Consider the following 19652-nt stretch of genomic DNA (forward strand, 5'->3'; position numbering starts at 1 on the left):
CGCCGCTTGCCAGCCCGACACGCGCCCTTAAGGTAGCGAATCGAAACTCAAAGGAGAGAGATCGCCCATGTTCAATCACATCATGATCGGCACCAACGACATCGAGAAATCCAAGGCATTCTACGAAAAGGTGCTCAAGGTAATCGGCGTCCAGGGGGCGGTCGACAACACGCTAGACAGCGGGATCAAGCGCGCCTTCTTCATCCATGACGGCAACGTTCTGGCGCTGTCGCAACCGATCGACGGTGAAGCCGCGACCTGCGCCAATGGGATGACGATCGGCTTCAAGTGCGATTCGCCCGAACAGGTCAGGGAATTGCACGACGCCGCGATCGCGGCGGGTGGGACCAGCATCGAAGACCCGCCGGGCCTGCGCGAAAGCGCGATGGGGTCGATGCACCTGTGCTATTTCCGCGATCTCGATGGCCACAAGATCTGCGGCCTGCATCGGGTGAGCTGAATTCGGTAGGGGGGTGTGCGACAGGCCTCGCCATCCCCTGCCCCCCAAGGCGCTTCAGCGCGACAGCTCGAACACCGCGAATTCGGCGCGCGCATTGGCCCCCAACCGCGCAATCGGCCGCTCGTTGGCGAAATACCAGTCGCGCTCGATCCGGGCGGCTTTCTCGCGCGCAAGATCGCGGAAATCGGCGATGGTTACGTGGTGGATGTTCTGCGTCGCGTACCAGCTTACCGGGATGCTGCGCGTGACCGGCATGCGCCCCCCGAACATCAGCGCCGCGCGCGTACGCCAGTGCGCGAAGTTGGGGAAGCTGACGAATGCGCGCGAACCCACGCGCAGCAATTCGTCGAGCATGCGATCGGGGCGCACCGCGGTTTGCAGCGTCTGGCTGAGCACCGCGTAGTCGAATCCCTTGTCGGGATATTCCGAAAGATCGCGATCGGCATCGCCCTGCACCACTGAAAGCCCCTGCGCGACGCACCGTTCGACACTGGCGCCATCGATCTCGACCCCGCGTACGTCGCATTGCTTGTCGCGCAGCGCGCGCATCAGCGCGCCGTCACCGCAACCGATGTCGAGCACGCGGCTACCTGGCGTCACCTGTTCGGCAATGACCGCGAGATCGGGCCGCAATTGGGAGGGGGCTGGGTTCATTTCAGGAACCCCTCGACCACCCGGTCGAGCGCGGGCACATCGAGCAGGAAGCTGTCGTGCCCGTGCGGAGCCGAAAGTTCGACGAAGCTTACCGGCGCACCCGCGGCATTGAGCGCATGGACCACGTGGCGGCTCTCTGCGGTGGGATACAGCCAGTCGCTGTCGAAACTGACGAGGCAGAAGCGGGCGGCGCTGTTGGCGAAAGCATCGGCCAGCCGTCCGCCATGTTCTTCCGCAAGATCGAAATAATCCATCGCGCGCGTGATATAGAGATAGCTGTTCGCATCGAAGCGCTGGGTGAACCCGCTGCCTTGATAGCGCAGATAGCTCTCGACCTGGAAATCGGCCTCGAAACCGAAGGTCTTGGCCTCGCGATCCTGCAGGTTGCGCCCGAATTTCGCGGTCAGCGCTTCTTCCGAAAGATAGGTGATATGCGCCGCCATGCGCGCCACGGCGAGGCCACTGTCAGGCGCCTCGCCCGCATAATAATCGCCCCCCTGCCAGCGCGGGTCGGCCATGATTGCCTGCCGTCCCAGCTCGTGAAAGCCGATATTCTGCGCCGAGTGGCGGCTGGTCGAAGCGATGACGAGCACCCGCTCGGCGCGTTCGGGCCAGTTCGCCGCCAGGCTCAGCGCCTGCATCCCGCCCATCGATCCCCCGACCACCGCGTGCAGCCGGTCGACGCCGAGCGCATCGAGCAGTCCCACATGCGCGCGCACCATGTCGCGAATGGTGATGACCGGGAAACGCATGGCATAAGGTTGCCCGTCGTCGGCGAGGCTGGCGGGCCCGGTCGACCCCATGCAGCTGCCGATCACATTGGCGCAGATTACGTGGAAACGGTCGGTGTCGATCGGCTTGCCCGGGCCCACCATACGTTCCCACCAGCCGGGCTTGCCGGTCAGTGGATGCGCGCTGGCGACATATTGGTCGCCGGTCAGCGCATGGCACAGCAGGATCGCGTTCGACCCGTCTTCGGCCAGCGTCCCGTAGGTCTCATAGGCGATCTCGACACGCGGCAATACGCCCCCGCCATCGAGCGGCAGCGCAGCGGGCAGGACCAGCGATGGCGAGCTTGTATTCAAATCGGACCTTGCAGCGAAACAATCAAACCCTGTCTCTATCCGCTCGCCTGCCGCTTGTCGAAGGGCGGGTTTTCTTTCATGCGACGAAGCTGAAATGGCTCAGAACGACACCCGCCCCGGCGCCCCAACCATGAAACCCTGGATTGCAGGCATCCATGCCTATGTTCCGGGCAAGTCCACCGGTGCCGACGGCCGCAAGCTGGTAAAGCTGTCGGCGAACGAAAACCCGCTGGGATGCAGCGCACAGGCGCTCGCGGCGCTGGCGTGCGATCATGCCCCGGCCGCCTATCCCGATCCCGACGCCACGGCGTTGCGCGCCGCGCTGGGGCGCGAACACCGGATCGATCCCGCGCGGATTGTCTGCGGAACCGGTTCGGACGAACTGCTGAACCTTGCTGCGCAGGGCTTCGCCGGGCCTGGCGATGAAGTGCTGTTCAGCCGCTACAGCTTCGCAGTGTACGATATTGCGGCGCGGCGCTGCGGCGCGACCCCGGTCGAGGCGCCCGATACGAATTACGGTGCCGATGTCGACGCGCTGCTGGCTGCCGTGACCGAGCGCACGCGAGTGGTGTTCCTCGCCAATCCGAACAATCCCACCGGGACCTATCTCCCGCGCACCGAGATCGCGCGGTTGCACGCTGGCCTGCCCGGCGATGTGCTGCTGGTGCTCGACCATGCCTATGCCGAATATCTCGAGCCCGAAGAGGTCGATGGGGGCTTCGAACTCGCCGCGCGCGCCGAGAACGTGCTGGTGACGCGGACATTTTCGAAGATTTTCGGGCTTGCGGGCGAGCGGATCGGCTGGGCGACGGGTGCGCCGGGGCTGATCGACGTTCTCAACCGCATCCGCGGGCCGTTCAACGTGACCGCCAGCGGGCAGCGGGCGGCACAGGCCGCGCTGGGCGACCATGCCTTCCTGACACGCTCGCGCGAAGCCAATCGGATCGAACGCGCGCGTTTCGTTCAGGCGATCGAGGCGCTGGGCAATCACGGAATGCATGCAGTCCCCAGCAAGGCGAACTTCGTGCTCGTCCTGTTCGAAGGTGCGGTACAGGCCGAGACGGCCCTGCAGGCGATCGGCGCGGCGGGATATGCGGTGCGCCACCTGCCCGGGCAGGGCCTGCCGCAGGCGCTGCGCATTACCATCGGCACGCCGCAGCAGATGGACGATATCGCCGCGGTCCTGCGGCGCCTGTGCGGGGAAGCGTCGTGAAGATTTCACGCGTCGCCATCATCGGTCTCGGACTGATCGGCGGTTCGGTCGGGCTTTCGGTGCGCGAAATGCTGCCCGATGTCGCGACCACTGGCTGGGATGCCGATGCCGATGTGCGCGCCCGGGCCGCCGAGCGCGGCCTTGCGGGGACGGTCTGCGACACAGTGGCCGAAGCGGTGCGCGAGGCGGATCTGGTGATCCTGTGCGTACCGGTCGGCGCGATGGGCTATGCCGCCGAGGCGATTGCCCCGCATATTCGCCCCGGCACCATCGTCAGCGACGTCGGCTCGTCGAAGCGCAGCGTCGGCGAGGCATTGGCAGCCGCATTGCCTGAGGCAGTGGTGATCCCCGCGCATCCCGTGGCAGGGACCGAGAACAGCGGCCCCGAGGCGGGCTTCGCCACGCTCTTCCGCCACCGCTGGTGTATCGTCACGCCAAGGGACGACACGCCGCCCGACGCACTCGCTGCGCTCACCGGTTTTTGGGAGGGGCTTGGCGCGACGGTCGAGATCATGGACCCGCGCCATCACGATCTCGTGCTGGCGGTGACCAGCCACATACCGCATTTGATCGCCTATACGATCGTCGGGACCGCCAGCGATCTCGAGGAAGTCACGCGCGGCGAAGTAATCAAGTATTCGGCCGGCGGTTTCCGCGACTTTACGCGCATCGCCGCAAGCAACCCGACGATGTGGCGCGACGTTTTCCTTTCCAACCGCGACGCAGTGCTCGAGGTATTGGGGCGCTTCACCGAAGATCTCAGCCTGCTGCAACGCGCAATCCGCAATGGCGATGGCGACACGCTTTACGACCTGTTCGACCGCACCCGGACGATCCGCCGATCGATCATCGAACAGGGCCAGGACGACGCGCGCCCGGATTTCGGTCGCAAGGACCACTGAAGGCGGATCGGTGGCGTAGAGATCCCAGCGTGGATAAGCGCATTGCCAGCGCCGATGTCACAGAACCGCGAAGTCGAGGACGGTAAGGCGCGCGGGGCCGGTGGCAAACACGCCATGGCCGCGGCCACCCGCGCTGCCGAGAGTGAAGCCCATGCGCGCCGCATTCGTCAGCGTATCGGCAAAGGCGCGCGGGCTGCGCTCGCGGTCCGAGCCCATCACGCTGATCCAGTTCTCCTCGAACCAGATCGTTATGTCGTGCGTGCCCGGTTCGAGTGGAACGACCCGATCGGCGGGCGAATACCAGCGATGGAACTGTGTGCCGTTGCGTGCCAGCCAGTCGTCCCCCGCGCGCTGGATGAAGAGCGACAGCGTCGCCTCTCGGTCGGGAAATTCCTGCGGGACGAAGCGCGTATGGGGCGCCGCATCGATCCGGTAGCGCAGTCGCAGGCCACATGCCGTGTCGAGCGGTGCCGTACGGCGCGTCAGATAGTGGACATGCCCGTCAGCCCGGCGTGGCCACGGAAAATCGAAGAACCACCCTTCGTCCGCGGCCTTGGGATGGGAGGGCATGCCCAGCGAATAATTGCGCCCGCGGATCCGTGGGCCGATTTCCCATTCGCGCACTGGTCCACGCGCGGCCTGCAGCGGGGACATCCCAGCCAGACAAGCGACTGCGGCAGTGGAAACGAGAAACCGGCGGCGATCCATGCACGACATCTGGCATATGACGTTTGGCCACAGGCTGAACGGTCGGTTCGGGCAGCGGCAAGCCCTGCAGTCAGTCGTTGAGTGCGTTGATGGCCTCGCGCACACGCGCCTCGACCTCGTCGCGCGGCAGGCCCGGCGGGATCGGTTCGGCGAAGCGATAGGTAATCCGGCCCGGACGCTTGTACAGCCGGTGATAGACCTCGCCGCTGTCGACAGCCACCGGCACGACGGGCAGGCCGAGCATCTTGTAGAGGCCCGCGAAACCCGATTGCAGCGCGCGGTTCTCGCCATGCGGTACCCGCGTCCCCTCGGGGAATATCACCAGCGGCCGCCCGTCGGCCACCAGCGCCTTGGCCGAGCGGATCATCTTCATCAGGGCCTTGGCCCCGGCCTCGCGTTCGACCGGCACCAGCCCGAAGGCCGCCGCGGCGCGCCCCCACAGGGGAATGGCGAACAATTCCTGCTTGGCAAAGACGCTGGGCGTATCGAACAGCGCTGGCGCATCGATAGCCTCGAAGAAGCTCTCGTGCTTGATCGCGTAGAGCACGGGTTCGGCCAGCGGTGCACCCTCCAGCACGATCTCGCAGCCGAGCAAATGCGTGAGGCACCAGCGCTGCCACTGGGCCCAGTTGCGCACGAGCCCGCGAAAGGCCTCTACGCTGAATGGCAGCGCAACCAGCGAGGCCGCCGTGATCAGCAGGCTGCCGCTGTAGAACGCCACATAGAAGGCTATGTTGCGCAACAACCGCATGACGGATCAGCCCGGCAGGCCCTGCGAGATCGCAGCGGCCAGCAGTTTGTTGTATTCGAGGAACAGCGTGGCGAGCCTGGGATGCGAGGCCACCGCGTCTTCCACCACCGTGGTGCTCGCGGGGAGCGTTTCGGCGAATTCCGACGACGCGCGTGCCATGTGCCAGTCGGTGGTCACCAGTCGCACGCTGGAAAATTCGTTCTCCTGCAGCCATTGCGCGGCTTCGCCCGCATTGCTGCGCGTATCGACCGCGAGATAGCCGAGCTTGACGCAGCACTCCATGGTCCGGCGCGAAACGTCGAACTCCGCGGCGAATTCGGCGGGCCGAACTTCGGGATCGACACCCGAGACGAACATCTCCTTCGCCAACCCTTCTTCGACCACTTCAAGCCCGCGCGCGATCCGGCCGGGCCCGCCCGTTAGCACGATCACCGCATCTGTCTGCTGGCCCGACAGGGGCTTGGGCAGCGACACGGCAAAGCCGAGAAACCCGAACGCATAGATGAGCAAGGCTGCAGCGAAGAGGCGGAGTATCACAGCATTTTCCTGAGCGAGGCGAGCACGGTGAAGCGCGCCGTCAGCACAGCTAGAGCAACCGCCCCTAGCGGGACAAGGGCCAAGGCCAGCCAGTCTCCGGTTTCGAGTCCTCCCCCCGCGACCAACCCCGAATCCAGCGCAGCGAACTGCATACCCAGCAACCAGACTGCCAGCAGACCGAGCACCAGCCCGAGCGCCCCGCCAATCGCGGCATCGGCAAGGATCGAACGCTGGAAGATGCGCGCGATCTGTGCGTCGTTTCCGCCAAGCAGATGGACGATCTCGATCGTGTCGCGATTGCTGCCCAAGGCATTGCGCGCGGCGAGCCAGACCGCCGCTGCACCCGTGAAAGCGAGCAGGCCGATCAGTGCGAGCGCCATCCAGCCCAACGCGGATAGCGCCGACAGCACCGGCGAGAGCCATTGTGCCTGTGCATCGATCCGCGCGGCGGGCGCTTCGTCGGCAACGAGTGTTTGCAGGCGCGCAAGGGTCGCCTCATCGGCGTCCTCGCGCAGCCGCAGGTCGATCAACGCGGGAATCGGGACCGCGTCCTCTGCATTGCCCGCACCAAGCCACGGTTCGAGCAAGCGTGCGACATTCTCGGGCGGCACGATCGCCAGCCCGGCAACCGCAGGATCGCCGACCAGCAGGGCGGCGGCGGCTTCCGCCTGTGCAGTGCGCAATTCGGGATCCGCCTCGACAATCTGCACCGTCGCGCTACCCGCCAGCTCGCCGCGAGCGCGATCGGCGAGATTGGCGAGCGCCAGCCCGCCCCCCGCGGCAAGCACGGTCAGCGCGACCATGATTGCAATTACCCAGGGCATCGGCCCGCCCAGCCGCGCCTGCGGCAGCAGATGTGCCGCGCGGCGACCCTTGAGTGGCGCCAGCCCGCGTTCGGCCGCACGATCGAGAACGGGAGGCCGCTTCATTCGCCCGCCCCCACGCGCCGCGGCGGATAACGCAGCGCCCCGGTGGGATCGGACAGGAGGCCCTTGTCGAGCCGCATTATCAGTGAATCGGGCACCTTGCGCAGCAGGTGGACGTCATGCGTCGCCACCACCACGGTGGTGCCCAGCCGGTTGAGCGCTTCGAACAGGCGGATCAGCTTGAGCGCCATTTCCGGATCGACATTGCCCGTCGGTTCGTCCGCTACGAGCATGTCGGGGCGGCCGATGACCGCGCGCGCAATGGCCACGCGTTGCTGTTCGCCGCCCGATAGCGTTGCGGGCCGTGCATCGGCGCGATGCGCCAAGCCGACCCAGTCGAGCATGTCCGTCACCGGCCCGCGGAGATCGGCTTCGCGTACACCCGAAACGCGCAGCGGCAGGGCGATGTTGTCGAAGGCCGACAGGTGATCGACCAGACGGAAATCCTGGAACACCACGCCCATCCGGCGGCGATAGGCGGGCAGCCGCTCGCGCGGCAGCGTGATCACATCGGTGCCGAACATGCGGATCGCGCCCCGCGACGGGCGCTGCGCGAGATATAGCAATCGCAGCAAGGAGGTCTTGCCCGCGCCGCTTGCACCCGTGAGAAAGTAAAAGCGGCCCGGAAACAGCGCGAAGGACACGTTGGACAGGATTTCGCGATCGGTGCCGTAGCGCAGCCCGACATTGTCGAAGCGGACGATTTCGTCCTCGGCCGCGCTCATCGCACCGCTCTGTCGGTGGTATGGAAATGGACACCCGTCATAGTCGCGGACAGCCTATAACCGCGCTTGCATGTGGAAAAAAGCGTCTCCGGGGGTTTGCGAACAGGGCTGTCGCTTGTCGTGATTCGCCCGGCAGCCTAAGGCCTCGGGTCACCATGATTATCGCCTGCCCAGCTTGCGCCACGCGCTATGTCGTCCCCGACAGCGCCATCGGGATCGACGGCCGCACCGTGCGCTGCGCGAAATGCAAGCACAGCTGGTTCCAGGACGGCCCCGATGTCGAGCGCCTCGTCTCGGCCGAGAACGTGACAACCGCACCCCCTCCGCCGGTGCCCCCTGCCGCGCCTGCACTCTCCGAAACGCCAAGAGTTCCCGCCAGCGAACCCGATCCGCAGGCCCGACCTGGCTTCACTTACGACGACACGGCCGCCGAACCGGCGAAAAGCGATGGCCCTGACTTCGACGAGGCTGCACCGCCCTATGGCGAGGTGCAGGACGAACTTGCCCCGCCCCCGGTAACAGCAGAGCCCGAAGGCCCCTCGCGTTTCGATCACGCTCCGCCATTCCGTCCACGCCGCAACCTCAATCGGCTGTGGACCTGGGCGGCGGCGATTTTCGCAGCGATTGCCCTGGCGACGATTGCCGCGGTCAACACCGTCGGCCTGCCCGATTGGGTCCCGGTCAGCCGTCCGCTGTTCGGCGTGGGGCAACCCGATCTGGAACTGGCCTTCCCGGTGGAAGAGCAGGAGCGCCGGACGCTGCCCAACGGCACCGAGTTCTTCGGCGCGCGGATCGTGGTAACCAACACCGCGCGGGAGACGCGGCCCATTCCGCCGATCCTGATCGTCCTGCGCGATCAGCGCGAACGGCAGGTCTACAGCTGGGTGGTCCAACCACCGCAGTCGAGCCTGGCGCCGGGGGAAGTTCTGACCATCAACGAGGCAGTCACCGACGTGCCCAAATCGGCCGTCTTCGCGGATATTGGCTGGGCTCCACGCTAGCTTTCACAGACGCGCAATAAAGGTGCTTGCGGGGAACCACACCCGCTGCTAGTGGCGCGCTCCTACCGGCGGGAGCCCCTAGCGGATTCGCTCCCGATCCTGACTGTGTGCGGTCGTGGCGGAACTGGTAGACGCGCAACGTTGAGGTCGTTGTGGCCGCAAGGCCGTGGAAGTTCGAGTCTTCTCGACCGCACCATTCGCTTGCCCCGGGGCGAGCGCCGATTCCGACATTTGCCGGCCACCGGGCCTGCCTCGTTTCCTGTGTGGACGGGATGCTTGACCTGTCACGCGTTTTGCGGAAACCTGCGTAACCAGAGAGCACTTTCGAGGAGAGTTTCACGCACTCGCATCGGCTGACGATGCGCTGCAAGGAGACTCTTCATGCGGACAATAGCGACGGCCGCGACTGCGATATTCCTGATGGCCGGCGGTTCCGCGCCACTGGGGGCCGAACCCTCCTCCGCGCCCCGCGCCAAACTCGTGCATTGCGGCGCGCAGGACTGCCTCAAGATTTCGGGCCGGCGCGACAGCACGTCCGTGATCGTCCGCGTGAATGGCGAGCCGGTCCTTGTCGAAGGCGGCACGCGATGGCGCACTAAGCTGCCCGTGGTCCGGTTGCAACGAATGTCCCCCCGTTTCGCGCGCACCGCGTCGGTTACTCTCGACAACCCGCTTTCCCGCTCGGAGATCACGCACGAGATCGACCTCCCGATCGGATTGCTCGGCGGAACGACACCGCTTGCTGCCCTTGAGGTGACCGCGTGGTAGCCGCAAACTCGCCTAATCGCATGCCTTGCAAGCGTTCGCTTGCTGACATACTTCTCCCTGCAACCGCCGCAGAGCGGTATTCGAGTAATGCAGGAGACGATGATGATGAAAGCAGGATTTGCGGCGATTGCCGCAGCCGCATTGGCGACCCCGGCCATGGCCACGACCCCGACCGATCCCTTCGTGCAGCCTTCCGCCACGCTGAGCCTCGAGGGGCTCGATCTCGCCAGCGTCGAAGGCCAACGCCGCCTCGCCATCCGGATGGACAACGCAGCCCGCGCGGTCTGCGGGGATGGCCTCGATACGGTGCATCTACACGCCCACGCACGGGTGCAGGAATGCCGTGTCGCAGTGCTGGACCAGATCCGCGACCAGATCGAAACGCGCATGGCAGCGAAGACCGCGCCTGTCAGGCTCGCGGCGAACCGCTAGGCACCATCGCCGCAGTCGGGGGCTTATCACCGTTCGCGTCCGGCAGGGACCGCGCGGCATGAGCCTCGCCCTGCGCGCACGGGCCGCGATCGACAACGGCGATCTGCTGACCGCCACACAGGCGGCGAAGGCGCTGGTGCTCGAACGGCGCGACGCTCCGGAAGGTTATTTCCTGCTTGCTCTCGCCGCAGAACAGGCGGGGCAGGTCGACAATGCCTTGCGGCTGTTTCAAGCCGCGGTGGAGCGTGGCCGGGATCCAGAGCATCTGGCGCAATGGGCACGGCTGCTCAGCCTGGTGCGCCGCGATGGCGATGCGGCACGCGCGGCGCGCGAGGCCTTGGCCCAGGCACCGCGCAATGCCCAAACGCTCGACACGATTGGTTGCGTGCTGACGAGGCTGGGCGACCACGAGAGTGCGATCGCCCCGTTCTCGCAAGCGGTGGCGCGCGATCCCGGCAATCCGGACTTTCGCTACAATCTGGCGGCGGCGAGCAGTTTTACCGGACGCATAGACGCCGCGCGCACGCAATACGAAGCCATTCTGGAGGCTGATCCTGGGCATGCGCGCGCGCATTACGCGCTGGCGATCCTGTCGCGCCAGACCCCGCAGGCAAACCATGTCGCGCGGCTCGAGACTGCCCTGGCGAATGCCAGCACCGACGACGCCAGGCTGCGGATCCGCTATGCTCTCGCGAAGGAGCTCGAGGACCTCGGAGACAGAGCGGCCTTCGGCCATCTGGCGGTCGCCAATGCCCACCAGAAGCGGGTGTCGGGGTACGACTTCGCACAGGACGAAGAGATCTTCGACGCGCTCGAGTTGCTGTTTCGCCAGCCCTCGGGCGAATCCTACGATGGTCCCGACCATTCCGATGCTGCACCGATCTTCGTCGTGGGCATGCCGCGAACCGGCACCACGCTGATCGATCGCATCCTGTCATCGCATCGCGACGTTGCATCTGCTGGAGAACTCCAGGCCATGCCGGTAGCGCTCAAGCGCCTTGCCGGTACGCCGTCGAGAACCGTCATCGATGCTGCAACGATCGCCGCCAGCGGCGTCATCGAACCGGCGCAGTTGGGCCTCGCCTATCTCGAGCAGGCGGGCCCTCACTTGCCCGAGACAGCGCCGCGCTTCATCGACAAGCTGCCCGCAAATTTCCTTTATATCGGTCATATCGCGCGTGCGCTGCCGAAGGCGCGGATCGTGTGCCTGCGCCGCAATCCGATGGATACGGTATGGAGCAACTACAAGAACCTGTTCGCCAGCCAGTCGGCCTACTACGCCTATTCCTACGACTTGCTCGACACGGCGCGCTATTATGCGCGGTTCGACCGGCTGATGCGCCGATGGAGCACGTTGTTCCCCGACCGGGTCCTGCAGTTGAGCTATGAAGGCCTTGTCGCCGACCAGGAGACGCAGACCCGACGGCTGATCGAGTTTTGCGGGCTGGAATGGGACGACAACTGCCTCGACTTCCACGTAAACAGTTCTGCCGTGGCCACGCCCAGCGCTGCGCAGGTGCGCCGTCCGATCAACGCCGACGCAGTCGGCCGCTGGCGCAGACATGCGGAAGCGCTCGAACCGGCCCGCGCCTGGTTCGAAGCGCAAGGTATCGACACAGCCTGACTCCGGTATCGACTTGCCAAAAGGAGTAGGGGCCCCCGCCGATGCCGGCGGGAGCCCCGACTTTCTAATCCCGCTCGGGTCAGAAAGAGAAGCGCGCTTCCAGTCCGACGGTCCGCGGATTGACCACCGCCTGGCGATAGTATCGCACGGCGATGCCGTCGTTGACGCCGATCCGAGACCTGTCATTGGCTACCGAAACCACTGCGTACTTGTCGAAGATGTTATTCGCGAACAGGCTCACGCTGTAGCTGTCCATTTCATAGGTCAGCGATGCGCGGTGCAGCGTGTATCCGGGGATCAGATCCCCGAAAGCGCGATCCCAGCCGATCCGGGAAACCACATTGCCGCGGTAGGTTGCCGTCCAGTTGGCGACGAGGTCGGCATCGCCCATCGGCGCGACATAGGTCACACCCAGACTGCCCGAGTTCTTCGCCGAACCCGGCAGACGATCGCCATCGAGCGCGTCGAGCTGGACGAAGCGGTTCGAATAATCGCCCGGTGTCTCGCGGATCGTGATGATCCCGGGCACGTCGTCGGTCAGGTAGGCATCGGTATAGGAGTAGGTCCCCTGGATCGTAAGCGCCGGCGTCGGCCGAAGCTGGAACGAAGTTTCGAAGCCGCGCGATTTGGCCGAGCCGCCATTCACGGTGATCCCGGTCGCGCCATAAAGAGTGGCCGAGTTCACCTGGATGCCCTGCCATTTCACGTCGAACACGTTGAAGTTGAACGACAGCACATCGTTGAACAGCTGGGTGCGGATGCCCAGCTCGATGTTCTTGGTGGTATCGGGGCCGTATTGCAGTTCGTCGGGCAGGGCACAGATGATCTGCTGACCCGGTTGGATGTCGGCCGGGCACGGCGCAACCCGGTTCGGTCCACCGAGACGATAGCCCTTGCTGTAGGTCGCATAGACCATCACATCGGGGCTGAATTCGTAGGAGGTGTTGAACTTCCACACCCAGCCATCGTCGCCCGCATTACCGCCGTTGACGGGAAGATCGTAAGGGCTCAGCGGATCGCCGAGCACCGGCAGTGCAGCGGCGCCGGCGATGCTCGAAGTGTAATCGAAATAGCGTGCGCCCGCGGTGATCTGCCATTCGGGCACGATCTCCCAGGTAACTTCGCCGAACACCGCTTTCTCCTTCACTTCGGAAGTGATGTAGCTGACGTATTCGAGCGCCTCGGGATTGGTCGTCGGATCGACCCACGGGTGGTTGGGGATGCGTTCGGCGTAGTCGCTCTGGTAGTCGTTCTCGTTGTAGAACCCGCCGAGAACCCAGCTGAACGGGCCCCCGTGGCTGGATACCAGCCGCAGTTCGAAATTCTTCTGCTTGCGCTTGCGATCGGACGCGTAATTGCCCGCGAAGGAGGGGAAGAGTTCGTAGCCGTAATCGAGGTCGAGCAGCAGGTCGGTAACATCGCCCGCATCGCTGTAGCTCATTTCGGTATAGGCGCCCGTCGCCACGATATCGACGATATCGGCGATATTGGCGTTGACCTCGGCGCTGACGAGATGCGCGTGGCGATCGACGGGTTCCTTGAACCTGCTGGCGTTCTCGTAGCGCCCGGTACCGAGCACGCCCGCGCTGTTCGACTGCGCGCCCTCGGTCTCCGTGCGCTGATAGGCATAGGTCAGCAGCAGCTTGAGATCATCGTCGGCCTGGAACAGCAGCTGGTTGCGCGACGTGAAGGTGCGCTCGAAATTGAGGTCCTCTTCCTCGTAGAGATTGGCATCGTACCCGGCCTGCGAGATGCTGTCCGGACCATCGGGCTGCGGCAGCGAGACACCGGGCTCCTGCACCAGCAGCGAATAGTCGATGAAGCCGGGATCGAAATAGTATCCCGTCGCGCTGCGGAAGGCGATATGATCCCGCAGGATCGGCAAATTGATCACGCCCGAAATCTGGTAGCCGAGATCGTCGCTATGTGCCTTGGCATAGCCGCGCACATGCAGGCCGCCTTCGACCACGCCGGGATCGGGCCGGTTGGGAATATACCGGATCGCGCCGGCCAGCGTGCCGAGGCCGTAGAGCGTCCCTTGCGGGCCGAGAAGCGTTTCGACCCGCTCGATGTCGTTCAGTTTGAAATCGTAATAGAGCGGCACTTCGCCCAGGTAGATGCCCAGAGCATCGTCGTATATTGCGCCGCCATCTCCCACGCCCGAAGCGTTGAGGCCACGCAGGACGATCGAGCCGGTCGATCCCGGGCCGGTATCGGATATGGTCATGCCCGGCGTGAAATCGGCGATATCGCGAATGTCGTCGATCCGCTGCCGCGCAAGTTCCTCGGCGCCTACCGCGGTGATGTTGATCGGCGTATCCATAAGCGTGGTGGCACGGCGCGTGGCGGTAACCACGATCGTATCGGGCGTGACGGTGTCCTCGTCGCTGCCGGCGTCCTGCGCGAAGCCCGGCGTGGCCAGTGTCGCACCGGAGATGATCGTTGCCGACAGCAGGCCAAACTTGATTCTTGCGCTGTTTCTCATGGTCTTTCTTCCCGTCTCTATTGGTTGAGCTCGTCCGCACCGCGACACGCGTGTCGCAGCAGACCAGCTTCCTGAGGACCTGAGGCGGCGCCTGATTCCGCTATTCGGATTTCAGGACTTCACCCTTGCGATTCGACGAAACCATCCCGTCTTTTCATACGATCCCGTGTACTTGCGTTGTTTTCGAGGCATCGGCGCTGCCGATGGTCCCGCCTGCGTAAAGCGAAATGCACCGCCGAGACTGCCTGACCGGCGTCGGCGATGGCTGGAACCAGTGCGAGGAGAGGGGGCCTGGGACCGGGAGAATCTGCGCACCGGGATCGGCAAACGGCGGTGAACCCTCCGGACCGTCGGTGACAGGGAAACAGATGGTTGCGCACGTCATGCGCAGCCCCGCGCCGCGTTCGCGTTGGAATTCGCGGGAAGGGCGATCTGGCCCACCGCAAGGCGGAACGGTGCGTCCGGACCGAGTGCCCCTGCCAGTTCGTTGCCACGCGTTTCAGCAACGCGCATCAGCGAGAGCGTGAACCAGGCCGCAGTCAGCATACCGAACAGGGCAAGCGTGTTCGCGCGGAGAGCGAGCACAACCAGCCCGAGAACTGCCGCTGCGAGAACAGGCAGGAAAAACGGTGGGAGAATCGCAGGGCTGAGAGCGGGGAAACCGGCAGCAGCGCGATTGTCCCTCGAGAAGGTCCGGGCAGCCGATATTCGGTCCATAGACAATCTCCCTTCCGGGTCGCCAATCGACCCAAACCCGCAGATTCCCTTCCCAGTCATGACCGTTCTTAACGACGGTATGTCATACGCTACCGATATTACGGAATGCGTCAAGAGTATTATTGTGCAGTGCCGCACGGGATCTAAACATCAATAATTCAGGGTCTTACAGAGCCGCCCGAACCCGTCGCGCGCGAGTTCGGGAGCCGGCGTACTGCACTGCAACGACGATTCGCGTGAGCTATTCCCCTGACGGCGCCCACCAGTTGATCGAGTCCACATCGTGCGCACTCGTCCAGATCCCTTCGGGCGTATAGCGGATCGCCCCGCTCCCCTCGGGTCGCCCGACCCGGGCGAGGATTTCTCCGTTCGCCGCTTCGATGACGACGAAAGTCTGCTCGTCGGTCGTGCGCAGCCAGATCTTGCCCTCGCCCGTGTCGATATCGCCCCATTTGAGATTGTCGCCGACCTTCGTCCTGCCGGTTACCGCGAGGGTTTCCGGATCGATCCGCGCCACCGTGCCGTCACCCTGCTCTTGCACCCACACCGCCCCCTCGCCCGCAGCTAGGAAGCCGGGCGTATCGCCGAGCTCGACCGTTCCGGTGACCGTATTGCTCGCCGGGTCGATCCGTTGCAGCGTTCCGCCCGCGCTGCTCACCGCCCATAGCGCGTCGAAGCCATAGGCGAGGAAAGTCGTCCCCGGGGCGACCGCAATCTCCGCAGTTACGGAGTTGGTGGCGGGATCGATGCGCGTGATCGTACCCGCGGCCTGGTTCGGCGCCCAGACCGCCCCTGCCCCGCCGACCACATTCTGCTCTCCACTGGGGCCGATGCCCGCGGGGATGCGCGCCAGGACCTGCCCGGTATCGGGACCGATGCGGTAGATTTCACCGCCTTCGCAATTGCCCACCCACAGCGAACCCGCCTCCATCGCCATCGTACCGCAGGGGCGGGGCATTTCGACGGTGGCAATTTTGCCTTCGCGCGACCATTGTTCGACCCGGCCTTCGTTCGTCGACCAGACAGTATCACCATCGACCTGCAGGAAGTCGACGAAGCCCGGCACCTCGACGACCGTTTCGGCGAAAGCGAGCGAGGCCTCTTCATCGACTGCGGTGGTGCAGGAAGCGGCCAGGAGGGGAAGAAAAAGCAGGGATCGGTTCATCGGGATGCTCCTTTTCGCATGCGCACGCCGCCCGATATCCGGGCGACGAAGGCATCAGTCGTATCGGTAGGGATTGGCGTCGATCGTGGTGAAGCTGCGGGTCTGATTGCAGAGGAACACGGTGCCGGTGAAATAGATGCCCGGTTCGGTGATCGTCTTCGCGAATTCGAGGTCTGCCTCAGGTCCTCGACGGTCATTTGCACCGGCGCCTCGTCCGGTTGCCAGGTCGTGCCGTAGGGATAGTCGGTCCCGTCTCGGCTGATCTCGATATGACAACCCATCACATGCGAGACCGGAAATTCGTCACAGAACGCGATCAACCGCGCCATGCTGTCAAACCATGGCTGCCAATAGGTGATATAGCAGCGTCCGCGGTAGAACATGTCGCCGGTGTAGAGAATCTGCGTGTAGCTGTCGTAATAGGCGAATTCGGACACGACGTGCCCGGGCGAACCCCAGATCAGGATATCGCGCCCGCCAAGATCGAGCGTGATGCGTTGCTCGGGGAAATCGGTCATGCCCCAGAAGCCGAGCATCTCTTCGTGCGTCAGCCCCATATAGCGCGTGTTCGGTCGGTCGGCGAACTGGTTGACCGCGGCATAATGGTCGGCATGCAGATGGCTGAAGGCGACCAGCAGCTCGAGGCTGGCCGGATCGCGGACGTGGCGCTTGCACCAATCGGCGATGCACTCGTCGACGACGCCACGCAGGTCCCAGTTCGTGCGCAACTGGGTGAATCCTTCGTCGAGCAGCAGGACCCGGTCGTTGCCGAAATACAGCGGGGCGAAGGGCGCTTCGAAACTGTAGGCCTTGTTCTGCCTGAGAATGGCGGTGTGCGAATTGTACCAATGCACGTGAACCGGAGGGTCGGTGTTGTCCATCAGCGATTCCGACCCGCAAATCCAGCGGTCGGGAAAGCTGCCCGGGGCCGGTCCGTCGCCGCTGAAATCGATCGGCGCCGGGCGAAGCCCGCTGGCAGCGGCGGCTTCGGCATAGGTGGTCAGCGCCGCCGGGACGGCAAGAGCGGCGGCATTGTAGGACAGGAAAGTGCGGCGATCCATGATGACTCTCCTGCCGTCAGAAGGGATAGGGAGGGGTGATTTGCGGGACGCCTTCGGGCCAGACCGAGGTGCGTTGGTCGGGGCTGACCCCGTTGAACAGAACGAAGTCCGGCCGGATCAGCATCATGTCCCGGCCCTGCACTTCGCGCGCGTGACGGAGCGCGTCGTCAATCACCTCGGGCAAGAGCTGGAGGATCCGTTCGTAGGGCTTGTTCGTGGCGAAGCGCGGATAGAAGCGTCCGGGCGCGAACATCATGTCGATGTGCCCGCCAAGCACGAACAGAATCGGATTTCGCGCGGCGAAGTCGCGCAGGCGGATCAGCGAAGCGACGTAGTCGCGGTCGTTGCCGATATTTATGCGCCCGGGGAACAGCAGATCGCCCGTGAACAGCAAGTCGCAATAGGGATCGTAGAAGCTTACCCCGTCGCGATGCGTCCCCGGCGTCGGGATGACTTCTATTATCCGATCGCCGAGATCGATCATGCCCGTCGCGCCGGGCCATGCTCCAGCAAAACCGTAATGCGCTTTCATCGCCGCGATCGGCGGCGGCACGATAGTGGTGCGGGGGCGACCGATGAATTGCTTCAATCCTTGGTTCTGCGCGATATCCTCACCTGAAGTCAGCGCGATTGTGAGCGGGGTGGAAGGGCGCCCACGCATCTGGCACCACCGCGCAACGATCGCATCGACGGTCTCGCGCAAGGGGAAATGCTGGGGGTTGGCCGTGGCGCCGCTATCGATCAGCAGCGCGCCCTCATTGCCGAACAGGAGATAGACGAATGGCGCTTCCCAATGAACGCAGACATTCTGCCGCAGCACGAATGTGTCCTCATTATATTGCACCACCTGGACGCGCGGATCGGTATTCGTCGCAGCCACTATCGAACCGTTGATCCAGCGAAAGCCCAACCGCCCTGGAGCCGGTCCCGTGGCCGCATAATCGTGGCGCACCGGGCCGCCCGGAGCCGTCGGAACCGCGGAATCCGTATGGCGCACTCCATCGGGATTGTAGCCGGTCGCAAGATTGCCATTGCCCGCGAAGGTGGGCGGAAGCGACGGCGTGGGCGTCGGGCTGGGGGCAGGCTCCTGCGTGGAACCGGGGGCGGATCTGGTATGCGGCATCGAGCGCTCCGGACAGGCCGCCAGATAGCGGCGAATGACTGCCTTGAACGCATGCCTCTCCAGGCCTTGTGCGCGCGTGAGTGGCATTCAGCCCCTGCGCTTGGTCGGCGAGCCTATCGATATTACCAATAATCGCAATAGTAATAAATTAGTGATGGACAACGCCCCGGTTTGGCGCAATGCTGCACCTGCGAAAGGAGTCACCTTTATGTTGAACGGGATCCGCAAAGCAGGCGCTGCAGTTTTGTTCGCCTGCGCCTTCGTCATTGCCTCATGCTCGCCATCGGGCGAAGAACCGGCAGCGCCCAAGACACAGTTCTCCATCGGCTGGTCGATCTACGCCGGATGGATGCCCTGGCCCTACGCCGAACAGGCGGGGATCGTGAAGAAGTGGGCGGACAAATACGGCATCGAAATCGATATCGTTCAGGTCAACGACTACGTCGAATCGGTTAACCAGTACACTGCTGGGCAGTTCGACGGGGTGACTGTCGCGAACATGGACGCCCTGACGATCCCCGCCGCGAGCGGCAAGGACACCACCGCGCTGATCATCGGCGATTATTCGAACGGCAATGATGGCGTGCTGCTCAAGAATGCCGGCGGGCTAGCCGATATTGCCGGGCGGCAGGTCAATCTGGTCGAGCTTTCGGTGTCGCATTATTTGCTCGCCCGCGCACTGGAATCGGGCGATCTCGCGATGACCGACGTTCGCACGGTCAACACGGCCGATGCCGATATCGCCGCGGCCTATACCTCGCCCGACGTGACCGCTGCGGTAGCCTGGAACCCGCAGTTGCTGACTATGAAGCAAGAGCCGGGTACGCTTCAGGTGTTCAGCTCAGCAGATATTCCGGGGGAGATTCTCGACCTGCTGGTGGTCGATACAGCAACGCTCGAGGCCAATCCCGACCTCGGCAAGGCTCTGGTCGGGATCTGGTACGAAACGCTGGCGCTGATGCAGCAGGACGACGAAGCGGGCGCAGCCGCCCGCGCCGCCATGGCACAGCTTGCCGGAACGACACCCGAAATGTTCGAAGCGCAGCTCGCAACGACGCATCTCTATGTCGAGCCCGGACAGGCGGTCGCTGCGGCCACCGCCGACGCCTTGGTCGAAACGATGACCCGGGTACGCGATTTCAGCTTTGCCCAAGGTCTGTTCGGGCAGGGTGCGAGTTCGGCCGATGTGATCGGCATGGCCTTTCCCGGCGGCAAGACGCTGGGCAATCCCGACAACATCACCCTGCGTTTCGACGATAGCTACATGCGGATGGCCGCCGAGGGTGGGGTTTAGCGCGGTGGCCGGCGGGGGATG

The 19652-nt window shown here is 64.4% G+C and carries 20 protein-coding genes and 1 tRNA gene; 9 read left to right on the plus strand and 12 right to left on the minus strand.

Going from position 1 to position 19652, the window contains the following annotated elements; translation table 11 throughout:
* Nucleotides 1-67: 67 nt before the first annotated feature.
* On the plus strand, nucleotides 68-460 hold the full coding sequence (locus FHS69_RS08095; protein ID WP_166777298.1) for a VOC family protein: 393 nt from the start codon (nucleotides 68-70) through the stop codon (nucleotides 458-460).
* Between the two features lie 54 nt (nucleotides 461-514).
* On the opposite strand, the gene metW is transcribed toward FHS69_RS08095, so the two are convergent.
* Nucleotides 515-1114 (minus strand): methionine biosynthesis protein MetW, encoded by a 600-nt coding sequence (gene metW, locus FHS69_RS08100; protein WP_166777299.1) that lies wholly within the window; start codon nucleotides 1112-1114, stop codon nucleotides 515-517.
* Nucleotides 1111-2199, minus strand: a complete 1089-nt coding sequence (gene metX, locus FHS69_RS08105; RefSeq protein ID WP_166777300.1) for a homoserine O-acetyltransferase MetX — start codon at nucleotides 2197-2199, stop codon at nucleotides 1111-1113. The genes metW and metX overlap by 4 nt, the downstream gene beginning before the upstream one ends.
* A 94-nt stretch (nucleotides 2200-2293) precedes the next feature.
* Here metX and hisC point away from each other — a divergent pair, with 94 nt between their 5' ends.
* A complete protein-coding gene (gene hisC / locus FHS69_RS08110; protein ID WP_166777301.1) occupies nucleotides 2294-3412 on the plus strand; it encodes a histidinol-phosphate transaminase in 1119 nt (372 codons plus the stop codon).
* Complete coding sequence (locus FHS69_RS08115) at nucleotides 3409-4314, plus strand: prephenate/arogenate dehydrogenase family protein (RefSeq protein WP_166777302.1); 906 nt, start codon at nucleotides 3409-3411, stop codon at nucleotides 4312-4314. Before hisC ends, FHS69_RS08115 begins: the two co-directional genes overlap by 4 nt.
* 57 nt (nucleotides 4315-4371) lie before the next feature.
* Here FHS69_RS08115 and FHS69_RS08120 read toward each other — a convergent pair whose 3' ends face one another.
* From FHS69_RS08120 to ftsE, 5 genes are all read right to left on the minus strand, one after another.
* On the minus strand, nucleotides 4372-4968 hold the full coding sequence (locus FHS69_RS08120) for a hypothetical protein (RefSeq protein ID WP_243844597.1): 597 nt from the start codon (nucleotides 4966-4968) through the stop codon (nucleotides 4372-4374).
* Nucleotides 4969-5092: 124 nt separating this feature from the next.
* Complete coding sequence (locus FHS69_RS08125; RefSeq protein ID WP_067675629.1) at nucleotides 5093-5773, minus strand: lysophospholipid acyltransferase family protein; 681 nt, start codon at nucleotides 5771-5773, stop codon at nucleotides 5093-5095.
* 6 nt (nucleotides 5774-5779) lie between these two features.
* Nucleotides 5780-6310: an ElyC/SanA/YdcF family protein gene (locus FHS69_RS08130; RefSeq protein ID WP_166777304.1), complete on the minus strand. Its 531-nt coding sequence runs from the start codon at nucleotides 6308-6310 to the stop codon at nucleotides 5780-5782.
* A complete protein-coding gene (locus tag FHS69_RS08135; RefSeq protein ID WP_166777305.1) occupies nucleotides 6307-7239 on the minus strand; it encodes a cell division protein FtsX in 933 nt (310 codons plus the stop codon). The genes FHS69_RS08130 and FHS69_RS08135 overlap by 4 nt, the downstream gene beginning before the upstream one ends.
* Nucleotides 7236-7961 (minus strand): cell division ATP-binding protein FtsE, encoded by a 726-nt coding sequence (gene ftsE, locus FHS69_RS08140; protein WP_067506295.1) that lies wholly within the window; start codon nucleotides 7959-7961, stop codon nucleotides 7236-7238. The genes FHS69_RS08135 and ftsE overlap by 4 nt, the downstream gene beginning before the upstream one ends.
* Nucleotides 7962-8116: 155 nt before the next feature.
* On the opposite strand from ftsE, the gene FHS69_RS08145 reads away from it, so the two are divergent.
* The 5 genes from FHS69_RS08145 to FHS69_RS08165 all read left to right on the plus strand — a co-directional run bounded on the left by FHS69_RS08145 (nucleotide 8117) and on the right by FHS69_RS08165 (nucleotide 11786).
* The gene (locus FHS69_RS08145) at nucleotides 8117-8962 is read left to right on the plus strand and encodes an MJ0042-type zinc finger domain-containing protein (RefSeq protein ID WP_166777306.1); all 846 of its coding nucleotides are present in this window, start codon (nucleotides 8117-8119) and stop codon (nucleotides 8960-8962) included.
* Nucleotides 8963-9071: 109 nt separating this feature from the next.
* Nucleotides 9072-9158, plus strand: a tRNA-Leu gene (locus tag FHS69_RS08150).
* A gap of 185 nt (nucleotides 9159-9343) precedes the next feature.
* Nucleotides 9344-9730: a hypothetical protein gene (locus FHS69_RS08155; RefSeq protein ID WP_166777307.1), complete on the plus strand. Its 387-nt coding sequence runs from the start codon at nucleotides 9344-9346 to the stop codon at nucleotides 9728-9730.
* A gap of 105 nt (nucleotides 9731-9835) precedes the next feature.
* Nucleotides 9836-10162 carry a UrcA family protein gene (locus tag FHS69_RS08160; RefSeq protein WP_208380269.1) on the plus strand — a complete coding sequence of 109 codons (327 nt, stop codon included), beginning with the start codon at nucleotides 9836-9838 and terminating at the stop codon, nucleotides 10160-10162.
* A gap of 58 nt (nucleotides 10163-10220) precedes the next feature.
* Nucleotides 10221-11786, plus strand: coding sequence for a tetratricopeptide repeat-containing sulfotransferase family protein (locus FHS69_RS08165; RefSeq protein ID WP_166777309.1), 1566 nt, complete (start codon nucleotides 10221-10223; stop codon nucleotides 11784-11786).
* A 79-nt stretch (nucleotides 11787-11865) separates the two neighbouring features.
* Here the strand turns inward: FHS69_RS08165 and FHS69_RS08170 are convergent, their stop codons facing one another.
* From FHS69_RS08170 to FHS69_RS08190, 5 genes are all read right to left on the minus strand, one after another.
* Entirely contained in the window at nucleotides 11866-14271 is a 2406-nt protein-coding gene (locus FHS69_RS08170) for a TonB-dependent receptor (RefSeq protein WP_166777310.1), read from the minus strand.
* Nucleotides 14272-14652: 381 nt separating this feature from the next.
* A complete protein-coding gene (locus tag FHS69_RS08175; protein ID WP_166777311.1) occupies nucleotides 14653-14988 on the minus strand; it encodes a hypothetical protein in 336 nt (111 codons plus the stop codon).
* Nucleotides 14989-15229: 241 nt separating this feature from the next.
* On the minus strand, nucleotides 15230-16153 hold the full coding sequence (locus FHS69_RS08180; protein WP_166777312.1) for a Vgb family protein: 924 nt from the start codon (nucleotides 16151-16153) through the stop codon (nucleotides 15230-15232).
* Nucleotides 16150-17214, minus strand: a complete 1065-nt coding sequence (locus tag FHS69_RS08185) for an MBL fold metallo-hydrolase (protein WP_243844598.1) — start codon at nucleotides 17212-17214, stop codon at nucleotides 16150-16152. Before FHS69_RS08185 ends, FHS69_RS08180 begins: the two co-directional genes overlap by 4 nt.
* Before the next feature lie 16 nt (nucleotides 17215-17230).
* Nucleotides 17231-18337 carry an MBL fold metallo-hydrolase gene (locus tag FHS69_RS08190; RefSeq protein ID WP_166777313.1) on the minus strand — a complete coding sequence of 369 codons (1107 nt, stop codon included), beginning with the start codon at nucleotides 18335-18337 and terminating at the stop codon, nucleotides 17231-17233.
* 208 nt (nucleotides 18338-18545) lie between these two features.
* Here FHS69_RS08190 and FHS69_RS08195 point away from each other — a divergent pair, with 208 nt between their 5' ends.
* Nucleotides 18546-19631, plus strand: coding sequence for a putative urea ABC transporter substrate-binding protein (locus tag FHS69_RS08195; protein ID WP_094064182.1), 1086 nt, complete (start codon nucleotides 18546-18548; stop codon nucleotides 19629-19631).
* Nucleotides 19632-19652 lie beyond the last annotated feature (21 nt).

This window comes from Qipengyuania flava (genome assembly GCF_011762005.1).
Taxonomy (GTDB): domain Bacteria; phylum Pseudomonadota; class Alphaproteobacteria; order Sphingomonadales; family Sphingomonadaceae; genus Qipengyuania; species Qipengyuania flava.